Genomic DNA, 20,610 nt, shown 5'->3' on the forward strand with positions numbered 1-20,610 from the left:
TTGTGACGAGATTCTTATAAAATGACATATATCAGGTTTGAATTGATTTTAATTTTCTTTCGTAATAATTAGTTGCAATTGTGGTGAAAATCACTATGCTGATGGAGCTTAAGGGCATTAAAATTGCCGCAATTACTGGTTGTAATTGACCGGTCACTGCAAAATAAAGTCCTGTTATATTATAAATAATAGAAAGCAGAAAGCTCCATTTAATTACTCTGATTGCATAAGAAGATGCTTTCATGAAAGCCGGAAGCATTTGAAAACTGGAAGCGTCTAAAATAGCATCACATGCAGGAGAGAAAACATTCACGTCTTCTGAAATAGCAATACCTACAGTACTTTGAGCAAGTGCTCCTGCATCATTTAATCCATCGCCAACCATCATAACATGCCTGTTTTCCTTCTGTAATTTTTTAATGTGGTTTAATTTATCTTTGGGTTTTTGATGGAAATGTAAATTAGTTACAGAAGGCAAAATATGTGTTAATCTTTCTTTCTCACCTTCATTATCTCCAGACAGAATAGTTAGCGAATTATTAATTGCCAATTCTTGAAACACACTGGATACCTTATCTCTATAAATATTGTGAAATATGTATTTTCCCTTATAGGCATTGTCTGTACTAACATAAACACTGGTTTCTTCTCTTTTTTCCTCCTTGGCACCTACATAAAGTGCATTGCCAACTCTAACAGAATGTTTATTTACAGAGCCTTCCAACCCCTGCCCTGTAGCTTCATGGTATTCATCTAATGTAATTATTTCGTTTGCATTAAGAATGTTATAAAGTTGTCTACTTAAAGGATGCCCAGACCCTCTAAGCGTACTTTTTAGAAGACTGCATTCTTCATTGGTAAGTGGTATGCCTTTATAACTTATGTCATTTTTATGATGGGTTGTAATAGTACCCGTCTTATCAAATACAATAGAATTAATAGCTGCCAGACGTTCTATAACACTTGCATTTTTTAGATAAAATTTATGTTTTCCAAAAATCCGTAGCATATTGCCAAGGGTAAAGGGCGCAGCCAGTGCAATGGCACATGGACATGCAATAATGAGCACCGCAGTAAATACATTGAGTGCCATAGAACTGTCTTTGAATAACCAAAATATGGTTGCAATGGTTGCTATTGAAAGTACTGTGATGGTAAACCGTTTACTAATAGAATTAGTGAGGTTTTGAAAAGTTGCTATTTTATCTTTTTGAAAAATATCATTACTCCAAAGTTGTGTCAAATAACTTTGAGATACCTCTTTAAGTACTTCTAGTTCAATAAGACCAGAAACCTGTCTTCCACCAGCATAGAGGTAATCGCCTTTTTCTTTTTCCACTACTTGTGATTCGCCGGTTACAAAACTATAATCAATTAAAGCATTACCCTTCAACAGAATTCCATCTGTAGGAATCAACTCTTCATTTCTAATAAGGATATGATCTCCTTTGACAAGATCATTTACCTGAACACTTTCTTCCTTTTTATTTTTAGAATTCAATCGGGTAACCGCAATGGGGAAATAAGATTTATAATCACGTTCAAAGGAGAGATAATTATATGTTTTTTGTTGGAAAAACCGCCCTAGGAGCAAGAAGAAAACCAGCCCTGTAAGACTATCAAAAAAACCAGAACCACTATTGAGAATTATATCTGTAGTACTTCTTATAAATAGGACCATTATACCAATGGCAATAGGCACATCAATATTTAAAATTTTATGCCGAAGCCCTTTCCACGCCGCGACAAAATAATCTGATGCTGCATAAAAGATCACCGGAAGCGAAAAAGAAAACATAAGCCACCTAAATACATGTTTGTACTGTTCTAGCCAGAATTCTTCTACCTCAAAATACTCAGGAAAACTAAGGAACATTACATTACCAAAGGCAAACCCGGCAATTCCTAGTTTATAAATAAGACCGCGGTTAATACTTTTTTTATTTTTTTGAACATCGTTAAGAGATAGATAGGGTTCATAACCTATACTACTTAATAGTTTTACCAGATTTTTTAGATGAATTTTATTTTTATGATAGGTAATTCTAACTGTTTTCTTGGGGAAATCTACCTGCGAGGTAACTATATCAACAGCTAACTGATGAAGATTTTCAAGTATCCAAATACAAGAACTGCAATGAATTGAAGGAATGGATAGTATAACTACTTGTGTATGTTCATCATCAAATTCTACCAGTTTTTCAATGATTTCATCATTCTCTAAAAAATCAAACTTGTCGGAAATACTTTTTGGAGAAATTCCGGGAGTGTTTTCCAGATCGTAATAAGAGGTAAGTCCATTTGACGCAAGTATTTCATAAACCGTTTTGCATCCAGTACAACAAAATTTCTTTTCCTCAAATACAATTTCTTTTTGGTTACATGCAATACCGCAATGATAACATTCAGACATATGTTTATTTGCTCATTAATACCTGTTACAAAGGTGCTATAGCAAAGCTTTAAAAAATATGACGAAAGTCAGTTATCCAAATTAGAGCATAAGAGATACAAATAATTTAAATTAATTATTGATGTTAGCTAAACAACTATCCTAAAAAAGAAATTTGGATTTTTAAGAAGATTTAAAATGATCTTTTCCAATAGGATAATCTTCATAAAAATCATCAAAAGTTTTATCTGTTTTATAATTATCTGTAAGAACTTTATATACCATTATTAATACTGCTAGTTGACCAATAACGGTAATGTAAAACACCCAACTGAATGAAACATTTAAAGTAGCCAGACAAGTGACCAAAACAAGTAAAATAGTAGTAATACCTACCCAAAATATAGCTGAAGTTTTCATTTTTATTGATAAGATACTAAATATAAAGGGTACATCTTGTTAAGAATTCCTTAAAGATTAAAACGGGATTTTTGTGTCTGATAATTGTCATAGTTTATAAAGCGTGTTTGCGTTAGTTTTATGAGAACTAAAATCACAATCATGAAAAAAGTATTATTGCCAACAGACTTTTCAGCAAATGCTTGGAATGCTATTTCGTATGCGCTACAATTGTTAAAAGACGAGGAATGTACTTTCTATTTTTTACACACTTATGTACCTCCATTTTACAGGATGGATTATATGGTTGGCGGTCCTGCATTTAGTGGTCTCCCAGATGCAATGCTTGATATTTCCCTTACAGGTTTAGATAAAACGCTGAAAGATGTTCAAGAAGAATTTCCTAACGAGAAACATACTTTTAAAAAAATTGCTTCATTCAATATGTTAAGTGATGAGGTAAATGAGGTAACAGAACGGGAAAATATAGATTTCATTGTTATGGGAACTCAGGGAGCTACTGGGGCTAAACAAATTTTTTTAGGAACCAATACAGTCTTTGTATTGCGAAAGGCAAAAGTACCGGTTTTGGTAATACCTGAAAATTATCATTACAAAGGAATCAAGCAAATTCTTTTTCCTTCAGATTATAGAACACTTTATAAGCGCAGAGAGCTTAAGGTTTTGGTAAACTTGGCTAAAAGCCATCATGCCTCTATTACTTCATTGCATGTAACTTCAGAAGGAGAACTAACAGAAGCTCAGAAAAGGCATCGCGAGGCTTTGAAGGACTTTCTTGAAGGAGTAGAATGTAAATGTAAAGAGTTGTATAAGCAGCTAATGCCTCAGGCAGTTTATGATTATTTGAGTGTGAATGATTATCAAATGTTAGCCATGATGAATCGTAAACATTCTTTTCTGGAACGAGTATTGTTGAAACAAAATGTAGACGATATAGGTTTTCATATTGACATTCCGTTTTTAGTACTTCCAGATACTTCAAGAATAACTGATTAAGAACAACGTATGAAACACATATTATTACCCACAGACTTTTCTGAAAATTCTTGGAATGCAATTTTTGGCGCTTTAAAAATGTATAAGGATGTAGACTGCTGTTTTTATTTGTTAAATACGTTCCAGGATGAATCTTTCAGTTTTGCGGCTCCTCTTGAGAGTAATGAAAAAATAACATTGTTAGAGCAGGCAGATAAGAATTCAAAAGAAGCACTGGCAAATGCATTGAGCTATCTTAAAAAAAACACTCATAACAAAAGGCATAGTTTTCAGGCGCTTTCAAGATTAGACGATTTTGTAAATGCTACAAAAACGATCATTGATGAAAAAAGTATTGATATGGTTGCAATGGGTACCACTGGTGCTACTGGATCCAAAGAAATTTTTATAGGGAGCAATGCTGCAAGGATTGTAAAAGGTATCAAAAAATGTCCAATTCTTTTAGTACCAAAAGGAAAAGATTTTAAAGAATTAAAACATGTTGTTTTTGCTACGGATTATACAAGACTCATAGATATTATAGAATTAGAACCGTTAATTGAGCTTGCAGAATTATGGCAAGCCACTATTAGCATAGTGCACATAGATGAATCAAATAAGCTAACAGATTTGCAGAAGTATCATAAAGAATTATTAAAAAATTATTTGCAAAAGGTAGCATGTATTTTTCGCAAAATACCCGTTAAGGGGTCTATAGAAAATACGCTTAGCCATTTTATGAACACCAACCATGCAGATTTGATTGCTTTAATAAAATACAGACACGGTTTCTTTGAGAAATTAATGCGTGAACCAATTATTAAAAAAATAGCATTTCATATTGATGTTCCATTTTTGGTATTACCAGAATTATAAAGAATTTAACTATAAGATCACAAAACCAACTGCTTATGAAACGAATTCTTCTTCCAACAGATTTTTCAGACAATGCTTTAAACGCTATTAAGTATGCCCTGTATCTTTTTGAGAAAGAAGATTGTGTTTTTTATCTCTTAAATGCATATCAAGTGAGTCCATCTCCATTAAGCAGTAAGATTAACCAGGAAAGACATACGAGGCTTTTTGAAATTACAGAAGAAGAATCTATTTACAAAATGAAAAAGCTTCGCACGGCTTTAGAAAATAAAAATTTGAGTAGCAATCATCGCATAAAAACATATTGTAAACCGGGAAATCTTGTACAAATCATTTTTCACTTCACTACAAGCAAAAAAATTGATTACATATTTATGGGGACCAAGGGTTCAACTGCTGCAAAAGAAATATTCATGGGAAGTTCTACCGTTGCAGTAATTAAGAATATAGACTATTGCTCTGTAGTGGCAGTGCCGGGTAAATATGTTTATGATTTGCCAGATGAAATTCTTTTTGCTACTGATTTTAAAAGATACTTTGAAAAGGCGGAGATAAAACCTCTGAAAGATATCGCCTTACTATGGAACACAACTTTACGTATTTTACATATTAACATGGGAACACTCAATACTGCGCAGAAAAAAAACAAGTTTATTTTGGAGCAATTGCTTGTAGGCATTCCATTTATAGAAGAAGAACTTTTAAATCATAAAGGAAGTATTGCCAAAGCAATTATGAAATATGCAAATCAAAAATATATTGGTATGGTGGCTATGGTAAACAATAAGCACAGTTTTATTGAGAAACAACTTAGAGAGGCAGTGGTTAAGAAGGTGGCCTTTAAAACAGATGTACCTTTTTTAGTCTTACCCGAAATACAAGAATAAATTCAAGGTAAAGGCTGTTTAAATAGAAGTCCGGAGTTGTGTATAATTGATTAAAAATAGATTCAACTTAAACAGTAAGATCATGAAAAAAATTATTTTACCCACAGATTTTTCATCGAATGCGAGAAACGCAATTGATTATGCCATACAACTATTTAAAGATGAACCATGCGAATTTATCTTATTGAACACTTTTGGTGCTGAAGGTTATACAACTTCCAATCTCATGGTGCTTGAGGCTGGTAATCCGGCTTTTGATTCGGCATTGATAAAATCACAAAAGAGATTAAAAGGACTTTATGATATTTTAAATACATCAAAAGTTCATGAAGGTCATAATTTTGAAATGAAAGCAGCGTACAACTTTCTTACCGATGCTGTTAAAGATCTGATTGCAAAGAATGATATTTATATGGTGATTATGGGCACAAAGGGAGCAACTGGAGCTAGGGAAGTATGGTTTGGAAGCAATGCGGTTTCTGTGATGGAGCATGTAGTTCAATGTCCGGTTATGGCTATTCCAGAAAACGCAAAACCAGATACCCCCAAAGAGATCATTTTCCCAAATTCTTTCAAACACTTATATAGAAAAAGGCAATTACAGCCGTTACTAGAGATTGCTAGAAAATTTGATAGTATTATAAGAATAATGCACATTTCTGAGGAAGATCAACTGACCGCAGATCAACAAAACCATAAAGAAATTTTTTCTGAGGCCTTGGAAGGAATAAGGTATAGTTTTCACACGCTTACAAATATGGATCCTGAGACTGCTATTCGTTGTTTTGTAGAGAGCAGAGATATTGATATGATTGCCATGATAAGTAAAAAACATAATTTTCTAAGAACACTTTTTAAAAAACCAGTATTACGTGAAGTTGGGTACCATACCAATGTACCCATGTTAGTTATGCATAGGGTTTAACTCAATTACTTTAATAAATTTTAAAAAAAAATAACCAATGAAAAAAACAGGTATTTGGATCGATAAGGAGAAAGCACATCTTGTAACTTTGCAAGATGGAAAAGAGCAGATAGAAACACTACATTCAGAAATTGAAAATTACAAACCTTCCGGAGGTGCAAGGAGTAAGGTTAGGTGGGGACCACAAGATGTAGTTCAAGATAGTAAGTATACAGAACGTGAAAAACACCAGTTCAAAAACTACTTCAGAAAAATTGCCGAAAAAGTAAGGGAGGCAGATGTTATTGCCATTTTTGGCCCAGCTAGTACAAATTCAAAACTTGCTGAAGAACTTCATCAGAATCATAAAAGTATAGCTGCCAGAATTATCGGGGTTGAAAAGGCAGATAGTATGACCCTTAATCAAACAAAAGCCTTAATTAGAAGTTATTTTGAGCAAAATGAATGAGCATAATAACCGGTTGGAGCCTTCCATAGAAATCATCAAGTCTTCTGGAGATAAAGTGAAGTTTTCTATGAATAAGTTGAGGGCATCATTATTAAGAAGCGGAGCAGAAACGAAGATTGTAAATCAAATTTTAGATGTGGTTCGTGATGAGCTTTATCAAGGTATTTCCACCAAAGAAATCTACAATCGTGCTTTTGCCTTGTTGAAAAAGAAACGCCCCATTTTCGCTTCTAAGTATAAGCTTAAAAAGGCAATCTATGAACTGGGACCTACTGGTTTTCCGTTTGAAAAGTTTATTGCCTCGCTGTTAAAATATTCAGGATATAAAACCAAAGTAGGTGAGTTGATCCCCGGAGTATGTGTAACTCACGAAGTAGATATACTGGCGCATAAGAATGAGCATACGGTTATGATTGAATGTAAGTTTCATAGTGATCAGGGTAGAAAATGCAATGTAAAAGTTCCCTTATATATTAACAGTAGGTATGGTGATATAAAAGCACATTGGAATCTTAAAAATACTCACAAAAGATTAGAAGAGTGCTGGGTAGCCACTAATACGCGTTTTACCAAAGACGCTGTTCAATACGGCAATTGTGCAGGCCTTTATTTACTTAGTTGGGATAAACCAAAAGGAGATAGTATTCGAGAGCGCATAGACCGTTTAGGATTGCATCCACTAACGTCTTCTACTTTACTAACTCAAAGGGAAAAACAATTTTTACTAGATAAAGGGATCGTACTTTGTAGGGAACTTAAAGAGCAGGCATTTTTACTGGATCATTTGGGTATTTCTGATAAACGAAAAGAAAAAATTTTATTAGAAACAACGCAATTATGCGAATTTACCAATTATGGACACTAAAATTAGGATACATTTTCTGGGAGGTGCTGGCACAGTTACGGGTTCTAAATATCTACTAGAAACACCAGAAGGCAATTATATGATAGATTGTGGACTTTTTCAAGGGATAAAACAGTTAAGAGTTTTAAACTGGAAAGAGCTGCCTTTTCCTGCTAAAAATATTGATATGGTTTTGTTAACACATGGACATTTAGACCATGTGGGCTATTTACCCTGTTTAGTAAAACAAGGTTTTAATGGGAAAATAATAGGCACAGGACCTACCTTAGCTATAGCCCGGATTATTTTGGAGGATAGTGCTAAAATACAGGAAGAAGAAGCGGATAACGCCAATAAGGAAGGCTACTCTAAACATCATCCAGCGCTACCTTTGTATTCAGAGAAAGATGTTGCGAATACAATCTCACTTTTTGAAGTACAGCCTAAAGATTATGACATTGAACTTTCAGCAAATATTTCTTTTTGTTTTCGGCAAAACGGACATATTTTAGGTTCAAGTTATATAGAAATGAAGTTGTTTACTAAAAATTTTGTTTTTTCAGGAGATTTAGGTCGTCAAAAAGATCCGTTACTTTTGGCACCCGAGAGACCAAAAAAAGCAGATTTTTTATTTATAGAATCTACCTATGGAGACCGGCTGCATCCGAAAGAAGATTTAGAAACTATTTTAATTTCTCTTGTTAATGAAATCATTCATAAACGAGGTAATCTTATTATACCCAGCTTTGCAGTAGAACGAGCGCAAATGTTGATCTATACACTTTGGAAGCTTTATAATAAAAACAAAATACCTAATATTCCTGTTATTGTTGATACTCCAATGGGAATTGATGTATTAGACGTATTTGAGACCTATAGTAATTGGCATCAATTAAGTAATTATGAATACCAATCCATGCATCAGCATGTTAATCTGGTATCTTCTTACAGAGAAACCTGGGAAATAATTGACGATCCCAGACCTAAGATTATTATTGCTGGAAGTGGCATGGTTACTGGTGGAAGGGTACTAACCTATATTAAACAATTAGGCAAAAAAGAAAGCACCACTATTTTGTTAGTGGGATATCAGGCCGAAGGAACTCGGGGTCGTCAGCTACAAGAAGGAATTAGGGAGCTATATATTTTTGGAAAGTATGTAGAGATAAACGCACAGGTTAAACATTTGCATTCTTTGTCCGCACACGCAGATCAAAAAGAATTATTAGAATGGATGTCTGAATTAAGGGCAGCACCCCAAAAAATATTTTTGACTCATGGAGAACCAGGTAGTGCTGATGCTTTTCGTGTAAAAATAAAAGATGTATATGGTTGGGAAGCCACAATACCAAGTTTAGGAGAAATAATTACGGTGAAATGTTAAGATTTTAATTGTGTAAAATTGTGTTCACACTTTCAAACTAAAATAATCCAGCTAGCATGCACTATTATTAGTGGTAAAAAGCGGCTTAGATAAATATCTGAACCGCTTTTGAAGAATGATTATTTAGGAATGAAAGGGCTTTAATTCATGAAATTCACCAACAGCATTGAGTTCTTTTTGCATTACCCATACCTTTATTTTAGACACTGTCTATTTAAGGGGTTTTATTTCTGGAAGCAAGAATCTGTTGAGTGTTTTTTTCCTATCATCTTATGATTATTCTTCTTCTATATGCTTTTTATGATGTCCAATACTGTATTGAATTCCAAAAGTTCCCATCCATTGATTTTTCATTTGAGTTCCATAGGTATTCTGTGTCACAGGAAATTTTATTTCTAGTGCGAGTCTTAAATTTTTAATTGAACCATTTGGAACTAATAGGTTAGAGCCTATTCCTAGATCTAATTGACTTCTGCCAGAATTATCTGTATTGAGCAATGGCATCATCATCGGATTAAAATCAGGATCTACACCGTCTATTTTTTCTAGGTCAAAATAGTTAAGACTAGTTGAAAAACTCACATAATCTGAAACTTTGATAGCCCCCCATCCTGAAGCATCAAATTGGTTACCAAAAGAATATCCCTCGGAGTTATTTCCCATTCTTAATTTATAAGTAGATTGAATTCCCCATGAAAAAAGATCAGACTGGCCTAAATAAGTTGCCCCTAAAAACGGATCAAAAGTGCCACTACCTAATTGCATAGGGTATGCTAATGGTGCATTCGTTGCCGTTGGCGTATTGTCTCGTTGGTCTATGTTTCCCGTAGGTATTGATATCCCTACTGTAGTATGCAATGATTGACGATTCCTATTAAGAATTTTAACTAGGCCTGCCATAGAAATGTCTCCGAAACCACCAGATCCTGTATTGAAATCAATTCCCATTCTCGTTCTTAAATCCATGGAGTTATTTATATAGGTACCCATAAGCATTAAAGTAAGTCTATTTGTTGGCGCATACATGGCACCAAGCATATGCATACTCATCTGCATTTCTTGGGGAGCGATAGCAAAATCTTGAAAAATAGTCTCGTTATTGATATCATCAGATCCTGATAAATTACCCTCCATTTGCATCCTCATATAGCGATAAGAAATCATGATTTCGCCTTTTTTATGATAATGATCACCCATTATACTTATAGGAGCATGACCATCTGGTCTTGAAGAGGTCCAATGGTTGTTTTGCGCTTTACCATAAAGGCATAGCAGTATGGTTCCCAAAAGGGAAAATATTTTTTTATTCACGATAGTTATATTTGATTTTAAATAATGTAATTAAATAGCCTCTCTAAAGAAACTTAGATTTTAAGTACATATTAATTTTGGAGGGGGAGTATTGGGCTTATCTAAATCACTTTTTTCAAGAATTTTATAATTCCAATTTTTCGTATTAGTATGGAAAAGATTGTGAGAGATTTCCATCTTGTTCAGGTAATGAATAAATACAGGGAATTTTTCAAATTCAATAGATGGGATACTTTGATTTTCTGGTTTTTTTTCTTCGGTGGCTTTTGCTAATTGAGTCATTAAATAACATTTACCATCACAATTTAAAGTGGGCTCTTCTTTATTAATACAAAGAATCGTAGAAATGTACTCATAATTAAAAAAATACTCCATGTACGGAAGTGCAGGACGAAGAATTGAATTTGCGAAAAGTATTATGAGTAGGTAGCTAATTGCTTTTTTCATACCAATAAAAACTCCTGCAAAGGTATTCACTTTTGAGAAATACTTAATGATAAATATTATCTTTTATGCGATAAATAGTTCTTAAAGTAAGAATGCATTAAAGTGGATACGTTAATTTGGATACCGGTTTTTTACAAAAGAAATTTTGTCTTTTTCTTCTAGCAAACCTTGATCTAGTAAGTCTTTAAACCACAATGAAAAAGTACTTGCTCCCTTGTAATTGAGATGCTCCAGATCTCCAAAAGATTCTTTGGTTAAAGGAAAATTATCAAAATCCAGAAAAACTAAATCAGCAAAATACTGTGTTCTAATTCGCTGAAAATGCGCTTCATTTAAACGTATTTCAAGTTTAGGGTGTTGCGGACTTCTCATTAGAATTACTTCCTTCCCATATTTGTGGCATTCGGCAATCATTTTTTGCAAATATTGGATACTGTAATTAGAAATCGGATAATCAGTTTTTACCGCTTCCAGTGGTTTTCTCCCCAGATTGTTGAGCAGCGAATCAATGATATTTCTCTTTAGATTTCGATATCCGCCAATTTCATCTGTAAGATCGTAATCATTCTTTGCAATCCGTATTAAATTGCCTTTGAGCGAAGGAGAAAGTGTTTTTTGATATCCTATTAAATTATGTTTAAGGATAAGTTTTTTGTCTTCAGCAGAAATAAAAGGAGTGAGATTGCTATATCGCACTATGTACATATCACCCCAAGTCCATCTATTCATTAAGGTATCTATATGATTGTTGGAAAATTCTATGAAAATTGTGGTGAGCTGCGGATTTTGCGCTAACACTTTTTTTAGTTTGACATAATTATAAAAATAAGCTTCTCCAGCATTGGCAATATTTTTTAATTCAGGGATTAGAGAATCATTGATAGCGCATTGTGGATGGGAATGACCTACGACTAGATATTTGATATCTTCATCAAATGTAAAGCTCGCTTTTTTAGCGATGAGCCAATTGGTTCCATATAATAATAGAGTTGTTACCCCAATGAATAAAAGGATAAATAGACTTATATGAATTAAAAAATTTTTCATTTAAAATTGAAAATATATAAATTCTTGTTGGCTACCTTGAAATAAGAAAATAAGATAACAAATCCCTAAATAAATAGTCCATCTAAATGATCTGCTTTTCTTTGTAGCCACTTTTTCTATAGCGTAGGCTTCTTCACGACCTAACCACTCAATTATTAAAAAGAAGACAATCATAAGAATTAAGTTAGGAGGAAATATTTGGGGAATACTAAATAATGACCCTGAAAATACGCCATATAAATAGTCCCATGCGTGTGGCACGTTTTGGGCTCGGAAAAAAATCCATGCTACCATAGTTAACAAAAAAGTGAGTGTCATTTTAAAAAATTCTGTAAAGGATGGAAGCCATCTGTCTTGAGCAATTACATCTGTATGAATTCTATTTTTCTTAAGTAACAAAAGGGGTAGAAAATAGATAGCATTTAGTGCTCCCCAAACTATAAAAGTCCAATTAGCACCATGCCAAAAACCACTTACTATAAAAATGATAAAAGTATTGCGTACTTTCATGAGGGTGCCGCCCCGGCTTCCGCCTAAGGGAATGTACAAATAGTCTCTAAACCAAGTAGAAAGTGAAATGTGCCATCTACGCCAGAACTCTGCAATATCTCTAGAGAAATAAGGAAAAGCAAAATTTTTCATCAAATTAAAACCAAATAAACGGGAGGTTCCTATAGCGATATCAGAATAGCCACTAAAGTCACCATAAATCTGAAATGCAAAGAAGAATACTCCTAAAGCCAAAGTACTTCCAGAATAATCAGCAGAATTATTAAAAATCTCATTGGCATATTTTGCACAATTATCTGCAATTACCATTTTTTTAAACAATCCCCATAAAATTTGCTGCAAGCCGTCTACAGCTTTGGTATAGCAGAAGGTACGTTGTTTATAGAATTGAGGTAGCAGGTTAGTAGCTCTTTCAATAGGTCCGGCAACTAGCTGTGGAAAGAAACTTACAAAGGCAGCGAATGCCACAAAATTTTGAGTGGGAGCTAGTTTTTGCTTGTAAACATCTATGGTATAACTGAGTGTTTGAAAAGTATAAAAGCTTATGCCTACTGGTAAAATTATTTGAAGCGAAGATGCTTGGAAATCGGTTCCGAAAAAAGAGAATGCCTGAATAAAATTATCAAGGAAAAAATTGTAGTATTTAAAAAATCCAAGAAACCCTAAATTGACTACAATGCTAATCCATAATAAAGCAGTGCGTTTTTGTTGATTTTCTTGATTTTTTAAGGCAATACCTACGGAATAATCAACCAAGGTACTAAAGAGGATTAAGGACAAGAATCTCCAGTCCCACCATCCATAAAACAGATAACTTGCCGCTACTAATAATAGGTTTTGCCATTTCAATTGCTTTCCAACAACAAACCAGTAGCATAGAAAAACGATGGGAAGAAATATGGCAAAGTCAATGGAGTTAAAAAGCATTGCAGGACAAAGGGATTACAAAATATTCTTAAATTATATAAATATCAACCAATTGGCTTATAAGTTTAGTATTAGAAACACAAATATAAGTTTTAAGGAAAATCTAAATGGAGAATTTACTACCAGATAAAGATAGTTTTTTACAGAATACCTTCAAAAGTTAAATTGGGAACTTAAAATGCGAACCCTAGAAATATTTTATTTGTAATTTTTAAAGTGTGCATTGTGGTAAATGATTTGAAAAGTTTCAAAATGGGTTTTGAGAATCTTAAGTTTTGAAGAACTAATTTCATCATTTCCTTTTTTAAAATGTAGTAACTTTGAAATATGATTACAACACTTCAAAAAAAATACGGCCATCTTTTTGAAAATAATCTATTAAATGAGATTAATGAAACGGGAACTTTTAAAGAAATTAACGAAGGTCATAAATTAATTGAGATAGGTGATTATATCAGGTTTATGCCTTTGGTGATTTCGGGTGCTATAAAAGTACTAAGGGAAGATGATGATGGAGATGAATTACTGTTGTATTTTCTTGAAAGTGGAGAAACGTGTGCAATGACACTCAACTGTTGCATGGGGCAAACCAAAAGTGAAATAAGAGCCATTGCAGAGATGGATACTGAGTTAATGATGATCCCCGTACAAAAGATGGATGATTGGATGGTGAAGTATAAAAGTTGGCGCACGTTTGTGTTGCAAAGTTACAACCAACGGCTCAATGAAATGCTAGAAACTATAGACGGTATTGCATTTATGAATATGGATGCGCGTTTACTTAAATATTTAAAAGAAAAAGCAAGAATAAATAATAGCAACTATATTAACAATACCCATCAGGACATTGCTTATGATCTTCATACCTCCAGAGTGGTAGTTTCTCGTTTATTGAAAACACTGGAAACCAGAGGTAATATTGAATTGTATAGAAACCAGATCAAAATAATTAATTTAAATTAAAATTATTAGTAATCTTAGCTTACTTTTATAAATACTATATAAAAAATAGTGTCCGATGCTTAAGCGATTTTTCCCTATTTTAACTTGGTTACCACAGTATAAGAAGTCTTATCTCTCTGGTGATATTACTGCAGGGATCACTGTAGGGGTAATGGTTATTCCTCAAGGAATGGCTTATGCAATGATTGCAGGTCTTCCCCCTATATATGGTTTATATGCGGCCTTGTTGCCTACAATTGTGTACAGTATTACAGGTACTTCCCGTAGATTATCTGTAGGACCTGTTGCTATGGATTCTTTGCTAGTGGCATCTGGTTTAGGAGCACTCTCTATTTCTGGAATTGAATCTTATGTAGCCATGGCGGCATTTCTTGCACTTTTTATTGGTGTAATTCAGCTTGGCTTAGGATTTATCAATATGGGTTTTATGGTAAATTTTTTATCAAAACCTGTGATTAGTGGTTTTACCTCGGCAGCAGCTATTATTATTGGATTGAGTCAGTTAAAACATGTATTTGGGTTAGAGATTAAAGGGAGTAGCCAGTTGCATCAATTATTGAAAGAAATTTTTATAGCGTTAGACCAAACCCATTTAAAAACACTGTTAATTGGTGTGGCTGCTATTCTGGTTATTTTACTTTTAAAGAAAATCCACAAAAAGATTCCAGGTTCTTTACTGGTGGTTATATTAGGTATATGTCTTATTTATTTTATGAGATGGGATCAAATAGGGGTAGCCATTGTTGGAAGTATTCCAGAAGGACTCCCTTCCTTAAAAATACCCAAGTTTAGTCTGGATACTATTTATAGTTTAACCCCCATTGCAATAACACTTGCTTTGATAGGTTTTTTAGAAGCAGTCTCTGTAGCCAAAGCATTAGATGATAAACACAGAGATGGAGAGATAGATGCAAATCAGGAATTAAGAGCTATAGGCAGCGCAAATTTAATTGGAGGTTTTTTTCAATCCTTTCCAGTTACAGGAAGTTTTTCAAGAACAGCCTTGAATGATGATGCAGGTGCCAATACAGCAGTTGCATCTTTAATAAGTGCTTTTTTGGTAGGGATTACGCTTATTTTTTTAACCCCTTTATTTTACTATTTGCCAAAGGCTATTTTAGGAGCAATTATAATGGTAGCGGTATATGGATTAATAGATATAAAATACCCTATACGTCTTTATAGAAAAAGAAAGGATGAGTTTATTTTACTTATTTGTACATTCCTAATCACCCTGATTTTGGGAATCAAGGAGGGAATTTTGTTAGGTGTTTTATTATCTCTTCTACTACTAGTGTACAGAACTTCTAAACCTCATATTGCTGTTCTTGGCAGAATAGCTGGAACTGATTATTATAAAAATATCAATCGATTTAATGAAGATATTGAAATTCGTGAAGATATTTTAGTGGTAAGATTTGATGCCCAATTGTTCTTTGGCAACAAAGATTATTTTAAAAAAGAGTTGCGAAAGCAAATCGCTCTCAAGGGGCCATCACTCAAAGCAATTGTTTTAAATGCAGAAGCTATTAATTATATGGATAGCAGTGCAACTTTAATGCTCATACAGTTAATACAAGATTTAAAAAAACAGGGGATAAGATTTATGATTGCTGGCGCCATAGGCCCCACTAGGGATATTATCTTTAGAAGTGAATTAATTGAACTTGTAGGGAGTGAAAACCTTTTTGTGAGGACTTTTGAGGCTGTAGAGAGTTTTGAAGGTAGATCTGTTCATAGTCCTATACAGCAAAAAGTATCACAGCAATCACAGAATTAAAGATTAACAAACTCTTTTATTTGTAACTAAGGTTACCAATTAATTGAAGATGGAGTCTTAATTTTACAAACCAAAACAAAGATGAAAAGATGAAAATAGAACAAATATACACGGGCTGTCTTTCTCAAGGAGCGTATTATATAGAAAGCGATGGTGAAGTGGCAATTGTAGACCCTTTAAGAGAAGTTAAACCTTATCTTGAAAAAGCCAAAAAAGATAATGCAACTATTAAATATATTTTTGAAACTCATTTTCATGCTGATTTTGTGAGTGGGCATATCACCTTGTCTAGAGAGTCCAATGCTCCTATTGTTTTTGGGCCTCAAGCGAATCCTTCATTTGACGCTATAATTGCTAGTGATGGAGAAGAGTTTAAAGTTGGATCAATCACCATAAAGGCAATACATACACCTGGGCATACCATGGAAAGTACTACGTATTTGCTTAAAGATGAAAATGGAAAAGATCATGCAATCTTTAGTGGAGACACTTTGTTTTTAGGGGATGTGGGAAGACCAGATCTTGCGCAAAAGGCAGCAGACATGACACAGGAGCAACTGGCTGAGACCCTTTTTGACAGCCTTAGAAACAAAATAATGCCCTTGGCTGATGATGTAATTGTATATCCTGCGCATGGTGCAGGGTCTGCCTGTGGAAAGAATATGATGAAAGAAACGGTGGATACCTTGGGAAACCAAAAGAAAATGAATTACGCACTTCGAGCAGATATGACAAAGGAGGAATTTGTAAAAGAAGTAACCTCTGGTTTATTACCACCCCCTCAATATTTTCCGCTTAATGTCAAGATGAATAAAGAGGGTTACGAAGATATAGATGAGGTTTTAGATCGTGGTACCAAAGCGTTATCACCAGAAGCATTTGAGCAAGTCGCCAATGAAACCGGTGCGGTAGTTTTGGATGTAAGAAACCAAGATGATTTTGCCAAAGGCCATATACCAAGATCTATTTTTATAGGACTTGAAGGAAGTTTTGCTCCTTGGGTTGGAGCATTGATTGCAGATGTAAAGCAACCTATTTTACTGGTTACGCCCCAAGGCAGTGAAGTAGAAACCATTACGCGATTATCAAGAGTTGGTTTTGATAATACATTAGGTTATTTGGATGGTGGATTTGAAGCTTGGAAAAAGGCATCAAAAGAATACGATACGGTGACTTCTGTTGCTGCAGAAGAATTGAAAGCAATCCTTAAAAAGAATAATCAAACACCAGTTTTTGATGTACGAAAAGAAGGTGAGTATATTTCTGAACATATGGAAAATGCTCAAAATACTCCTCTGGACTTTATTAATGAGTATTTAGGCGATTATCCCGATGCTGATAGTTTCTTCATCCACTGTGCAGGAGGATACCGCTCTATGATTGCAGCATCTATTTTGAAAAGTAGAGGTATTCATAATTTAAAAGATGTAGCTGGAGGGTTTAAGGCAATCAAAGAAGCGGGAATCACTGTTACCGATTATATTTGCCCAACCACATTGTAAGTTTTTTATATAAACTGTATGAATAGAAAACACTTGGGTTAAATTATTTTTTTATTTAAAACAGGCTCTTTTAAGCTCTTAGGAGTTATCAAGCTAGTATTTATTTTTGTTAGCGTCTTTTGTTGAGTTACGCTAGTTACCTAATAATAGTTTTTAAATTATAAAATATTTAAAGACAGTTTTCGTTTTTATTAATATTTGGCTTATGAAACTTAAGAAGAGAGATTTAGCATTGGTTGCGCTGCAAGTATTGTTTTTTGTATTTTACTTTTTAGATTTTAAAGTATTTAAAGTAGAAGACTTGGGGATCATTAATACATTAGGGTTGGTGATTGCCTTTTCTGGTTTTTTTGTGTTAAGTACTGCACTCTTGCAGTTGAACACCAACCTTTCTCCTTTTCCTACACCCAAAAAGGGTAGTAAGCTTATTAAAAATGGATTGTATTCTCATATCCGTCACCCTATTTATACGGGTATTCTTTTCACCGTTTTTGGCATAGCTATTTATCTTGGTTCAATATATAAAATAGGCATAGGATTTCTATTGTTACTACTATTTGATGTTAAGGTAAGATATGAAGAACAGCTTCTTAGAAATAAGTTCCATGATTATGAAAATTATATCAAAAAAACAGGAAGATTTTTACCTAGATAATTAAAAGTTGGGCTTAGTTAACAAAAGTTAGTACATCTAATAAAAAAGCTGCTTATTTTTATCCAAAAATTTACAATCATGAAATGGATAATGGAAACTTGGCCTTGGTATGTTTCAGGGCCTTTGATTGCATTTGTCATGTTTTTACTTTTACTAATGGGTAAAAATTTTGGAATGTCTTCTAATCTGAGAACACTTTGTACCATTTGCGGTGCGGATAAAACCACTGATTTTTTTAGATTTGACTGGAAAGCGCAACGTTGGAATCTGATTGTAGTTTTAGGAGCTATTATTGGAGGCTTCATAGCGATTCAATTTTTAACTACCAGTGAAGCCGTAATTATAAATGAGGCTGTAGTTTCAGACTTAAAGCAAAAAGGGTTTACAAGTGCAGGTAAAGCGTATCTCCCCGAAATTCTTTTTAGTATGGAAGCATTTACCAATGTAAAAAGTCTGGCAATATTAATTATTGGAGGCTTTTTAGTAGGTTTTGGTGCTCGTTATGCAGGTGGTTGTACATCGGGTCATGCAATTTCGGGACTCAGTAATTTACAACTACCTTCCTTATTGGCGGTAATAGGTTTTTTTATAGGTGGCTTAGTGATGATTCATTTAATATTCCCTTTAATATTCTAATTATGAGATCAATTTTTTATTTGATTATAGGTATCTTGTTTGGGATCATAATGTTTAAATCTGAGGCAGCTTCATGGTTTAGAATTTATGAGATGTTTCAATTTAAAGCATTTCATATGTATGGCATCATGGGATCTGCATTAATTACGGGGATTTTAATAATTCAGGTCATAAAAAGATTTGGGATTAAATCGTTTTATGGAGAAAAGATAGTCTTTGCTCCAAAGCAAAAAAGTTTCAGTCGCTACCTTTATGGAGGCATTATTTTTGGTTTAGGATGGGCACTTGCGGGTGCATGCCCCGGTCCTATGTTTACACTTGTTGGAGCAGGGTATTTACCTATACTAATAGTTATTGTTTCTGCATTAGCAGGTACTTATGTATACGGTAGGTTACAAAAGAAGTTGCCTCATTAGATTAATAGTAAGTACGCTTTATAAGATGATTCTAAAACTAAGGACTTTTTTTAAGTTCTGCATTAGAAGCCGGTTTTATTCCCAATCCATATTTTTCTGCATACACCGCTGTAAATTTAGCTCCTAATAATAGAATGAGACAAGAGTAAAAGACCCAAAGTAAAATAAGTATAATAGATCCAGCTGCTCCATAAGTAGAATCAGGTGAAGCTTGTCCAAAATAAATTCCTAGAAGAAATTTTCCAGCAACAAATAAAAAAGCAGTAACAGTAGCACCTCGCCAAACGGTTTTCCATTGAATTTTTGCGTCTGGGAGATACTTGAATATAAGTGCAAACAGAACTGTAATAATCCCCATAGAAATTACAGCGTCTAAAGTATAACCAATATATAAGACAATATCTGGAAACAATTCTCTTATAAAGTCGTTTAGCAAGGAAATAGCTGCGGTAAGCACCAAACTAACTAATAAAAGAAAGCCAATAACTAAAATAAATCCAAAACTAATCACTCTGTCTGTTATAATTTTAATAATTTGAGTTCTAGGAATGGGATTTATTTTCCAAATCTCGTTTAGAGAAATTTTTAATTGATAGAAAACACCTGTAGCTCCAAAGATCAAAGTACCAATTCCAACAACGGTGGCCATATAACTTTGATTTGATTTTTCAGCACTGGCAATCATGGTTTGAATTGATTTAGCAGAATCCATTCCCAATACCTGTGAAAATTCATTGGTTAACTTGCCCTGTACAGCCTCTGTTCCCCATATAATACCCACTACATTAATGAGAATAATCAATAAAGCGGGCAAAGATAAAACAGCATAAAAAGCGACCACCGCACTCAATCGCCAAGGATTATCTGCATTCCAAGACTTAATGGTTTCTATGACTATTGAAATTGATGTTTTAAGTTTTTTTTTGGTCATAAATGCATTAAAATTTATTCAGACGCCTGTTAAAAATAATATCTTAAGGAATTTTTTGCATTACTTTTTTTCTGCATAATTTTCTAGGGGATTTATTTACTATCTAATTATCTATTTACATAGAAGGCATGAATAACTCCTGGAAGCCATCCCAAGATAGTGAGAAGTAAGTTTATAAGAAAAGCTCCTCCAAGCCCGTGTTTTAAAAAAACTGCCAACGGCGGTACAAGTAAGCTAAGAATAATGGTTAATAAAGGCATATACTATCAATTTTTTAGAATTAGAAATAAAGATGCAATTAAATTCTGAAAGGTTTTAACGTAATCCCTATTAG

General features: G+C 33.7%; 21 protein-coding genes. 13 read left to right on the plus strand and 8 right to left on the minus strand.

Going from position 1 to position 20,610, the window contains the following annotated elements; genetic code table 11:
- Positions 1–31: 31 nt before the first annotated feature.
- Positions 32–2,413: a heavy metal translocating P-type ATPase gene (locus WBG07_RS14800; protein ID WP_340202302.1), complete on the minus strand. Its 2,382-nt coding sequence runs from the start codon at positions 2,411–2,413 to the stop codon at positions 32–34.
- Positions 2,414–2,575: 162 nt separating this feature from the next.
- A complete protein-coding gene (locus WBG07_RS14805) occupies positions 2,576–2,812 on the minus strand; it encodes a hypothetical protein (RefSeq protein ID WP_340202303.1) in 237 nt (78 codons plus the stop codon).
- Between the two features lie 141 nt (positions 2,813–2,953).
- Between WBG07_RS14805 and WBG07_RS14810 the strand changes: the two genes are divergently transcribed.
- The 7 genes from WBG07_RS14810 (at position 2,954) to WBG07_RS14840 (ending at position 9,151) form a co-directional block, all read left to right on the plus strand.
- Entirely contained in the window at positions 2,954–3,808 is an 855-nt protein-coding gene (locus WBG07_RS14810; protein WP_340202304.1) for a universal stress protein, read from the plus strand.
- A gap of 9 nt (positions 3,809–3,817) precedes the next feature.
- A complete protein-coding gene (locus WBG07_RS14815) occupies positions 3,818–4,663 on the plus strand; it encodes a universal stress protein (RefSeq protein WP_340202305.1) in 846 nt (281 codons plus the stop codon).
- Positions 4,664–4,698: 35 nt separating this feature from the next.
- Positions 4,699–5,550, plus strand: a complete 852-nt coding sequence (locus WBG07_RS14820; protein WP_340202306.1) for a universal stress protein — start codon at positions 4,699–4,701, stop codon at positions 5,548–5,550.
- 82 nt (positions 5,551–5,632) lie between these two features.
- The gene (locus WBG07_RS14825; protein ID WP_340202307.1) at positions 5,633–6,475 is read left to right on the plus strand and encodes a universal stress protein; all 843 of its coding nucleotides are present in this window, start codon (positions 5,633–5,635) and stop codon (positions 6,473–6,475) included.
- Positions 6,476–6,512: 37 nt separating this feature from the next.
- Positions 6,513–6,923 (plus strand): hypothetical protein, encoded by a 411-nt coding sequence (locus tag WBG07_RS14830; protein WP_340202308.1) that lies wholly within the window; start codon positions 6,513–6,515, stop codon positions 6,921–6,923.
- Positions 6,916–7,788 carry an ATP cone domain-containing protein gene (locus tag WBG07_RS14835; RefSeq protein ID WP_340202484.1) on the plus strand — a complete coding sequence of 291 codons (873 nt, stop codon included), beginning with the start codon at positions 6,916–6,918 and terminating at the stop codon, positions 7,786–7,788. The genes WBG07_RS14830 and WBG07_RS14835 overlap by 8 nt, the downstream gene beginning before the upstream one ends.
- Positions 7,778–9,151 (plus strand): MBL fold metallo-hydrolase RNA specificity domain-containing protein, encoded by a 1,374-nt coding sequence (locus WBG07_RS14840; protein ID WP_340202309.1) that lies wholly within the window; start codon positions 7,778–7,780, stop codon positions 9,149–9,151. The genes WBG07_RS14835 and WBG07_RS14840 overlap by 11 nt, the downstream gene beginning before the upstream one ends.
- Positions 9,152–9,427: 276 nt before the next feature.
- Here WBG07_RS14840 and WBG07_RS14845 read toward each other — a convergent pair whose 3' ends face one another.
- The 4 genes from WBG07_RS14845 to WBG07_RS14860 form a co-directional block, all read right to left on the minus strand.
- Entirely contained in the window at positions 9,428–10,462 is a 1,035-nt protein-coding gene (locus tag WBG07_RS14845) for a transporter family protein (protein WP_340202310.1), read from the minus strand.
- Positions 10,463–10,522: 60 nt separating this feature from the next.
- Complete coding sequence (locus tag WBG07_RS14850; protein ID WP_340202311.1) at positions 10,523–10,939, minus strand: hypothetical protein; 417 nt, start codon at positions 10,937–10,939, stop codon at positions 10,523–10,525.
- Positions 10,940–11,020: 81 nt separating this feature from the next.
- Positions 11,021–11,956 carry a hypothetical protein gene (locus WBG07_RS14855; protein WP_340202312.1) on the minus strand — a complete coding sequence of 312 codons (936 nt, stop codon included), beginning with the start codon at positions 11,954–11,956 and terminating at the stop codon, positions 11,021–11,023.
- On the minus strand, positions 11,957–13,393 hold the full coding sequence (locus tag WBG07_RS14860; RefSeq protein WP_340202313.1) for an MBOAT family O-acyltransferase: 1,437 nt from the start codon (positions 13,391–13,393) through the stop codon (positions 11,957–11,959). It lies immediately after the preceding gene.
- 327 nt (positions 13,394–13,720) lie between these two features.
- On the opposite strand from WBG07_RS14860, the gene WBG07_RS14865 reads away from it, so the two are divergent.
- From WBG07_RS14865 to WBG07_RS14890, 6 genes are all read left to right on the plus strand, one after another.
- A complete protein-coding gene (locus WBG07_RS14865) occupies positions 13,721–14,356 on the plus strand; it encodes a Crp/Fnr family transcriptional regulator (protein WP_340202314.1) in 636 nt (211 codons plus the stop codon).
- 55 nt (positions 14,357–14,411) lie between these two features.
- Positions 14,412–16,136 carry a SulP family inorganic anion transporter gene (locus WBG07_RS14870; RefSeq protein WP_340202315.1) on the plus strand — a complete coding sequence of 575 codons (1,725 nt, stop codon included), beginning with the start codon at positions 14,412–14,414 and terminating at the stop codon, positions 16,134–16,136.
- 89 nt (positions 16,137–16,225) lie between these two features.
- On the plus strand, positions 16,226–17,638 hold the full coding sequence (locus WBG07_RS14875) for an MBL fold metallo-hydrolase (RefSeq protein ID WP_340202316.1): 1,413 nt from the start codon (positions 16,226–16,228) through the stop codon (positions 17,636–17,638).
- A 205-nt stretch (positions 17,639–17,843) separates the two neighbouring features.
- Complete coding sequence (locus WBG07_RS14880; protein WP_340202317.1) at positions 17,844–18,293, plus strand: methyltransferase family protein; 450 nt, start codon at positions 17,844–17,846, stop codon at positions 18,291–18,293.
- Positions 18,294–18,371: 78 nt separating this feature from the next.
- The gene (locus WBG07_RS14885) at positions 18,372–18,929 is read left to right on the plus strand and encodes a YeeE/YedE family protein (protein ID WP_340202318.1); all 558 of its coding nucleotides are present in this window, start codon (positions 18,372–18,374) and stop codon (positions 18,927–18,929) included.
- A gap of 2 nt (positions 18,930–18,931) precedes the next feature.
- Positions 18,932–19,345 carry a DUF6691 family protein gene (locus WBG07_RS14890; protein ID WP_340202319.1) on the plus strand — a complete coding sequence of 138 codons (414 nt, stop codon included), beginning with the start codon at positions 18,932–18,934 and terminating at the stop codon, positions 19,343–19,345.
- Positions 19,346–19,382: 37 nt separating this feature from the next.
- Here WBG07_RS14890 and WBG07_RS14895 read toward each other — a convergent pair whose 3' ends face one another.
- Together WBG07_RS14895 and WBG07_RS14900 are read right to left on the minus strand one after the other, a co-directional pair.
- The gene (locus WBG07_RS14895) at positions 19,383–20,276 is read right to left on the minus strand and encodes a YihY/virulence factor BrkB family protein (RefSeq protein WP_340202320.1); all 894 of its coding nucleotides are present in this window, start codon (positions 20,274–20,276) and stop codon (positions 19,383–19,385) included.
- A 107-nt stretch (positions 20,277–20,383) separates the two neighbouring features.
- A complete protein-coding gene (locus tag WBG07_RS14900; RefSeq protein ID WP_340202321.1) occupies positions 20,384–20,536 on the minus strand; it encodes a YqaE/Pmp3 family membrane protein in 153 nt (50 codons plus the stop codon).
- Between the last annotated feature and the right edge of the window lie 74 nt (positions 20,537–20,610).

This window comes from Ascidiimonas meishanensis (assembly GCF_037782385.1).
GTDB classification, from domain to species: Bacteria; Bacteroidota; Bacteroidia; order Flavobacteriales; family Flavobacteriaceae; genus Ascidiimonas; species Ascidiimonas meishanensis.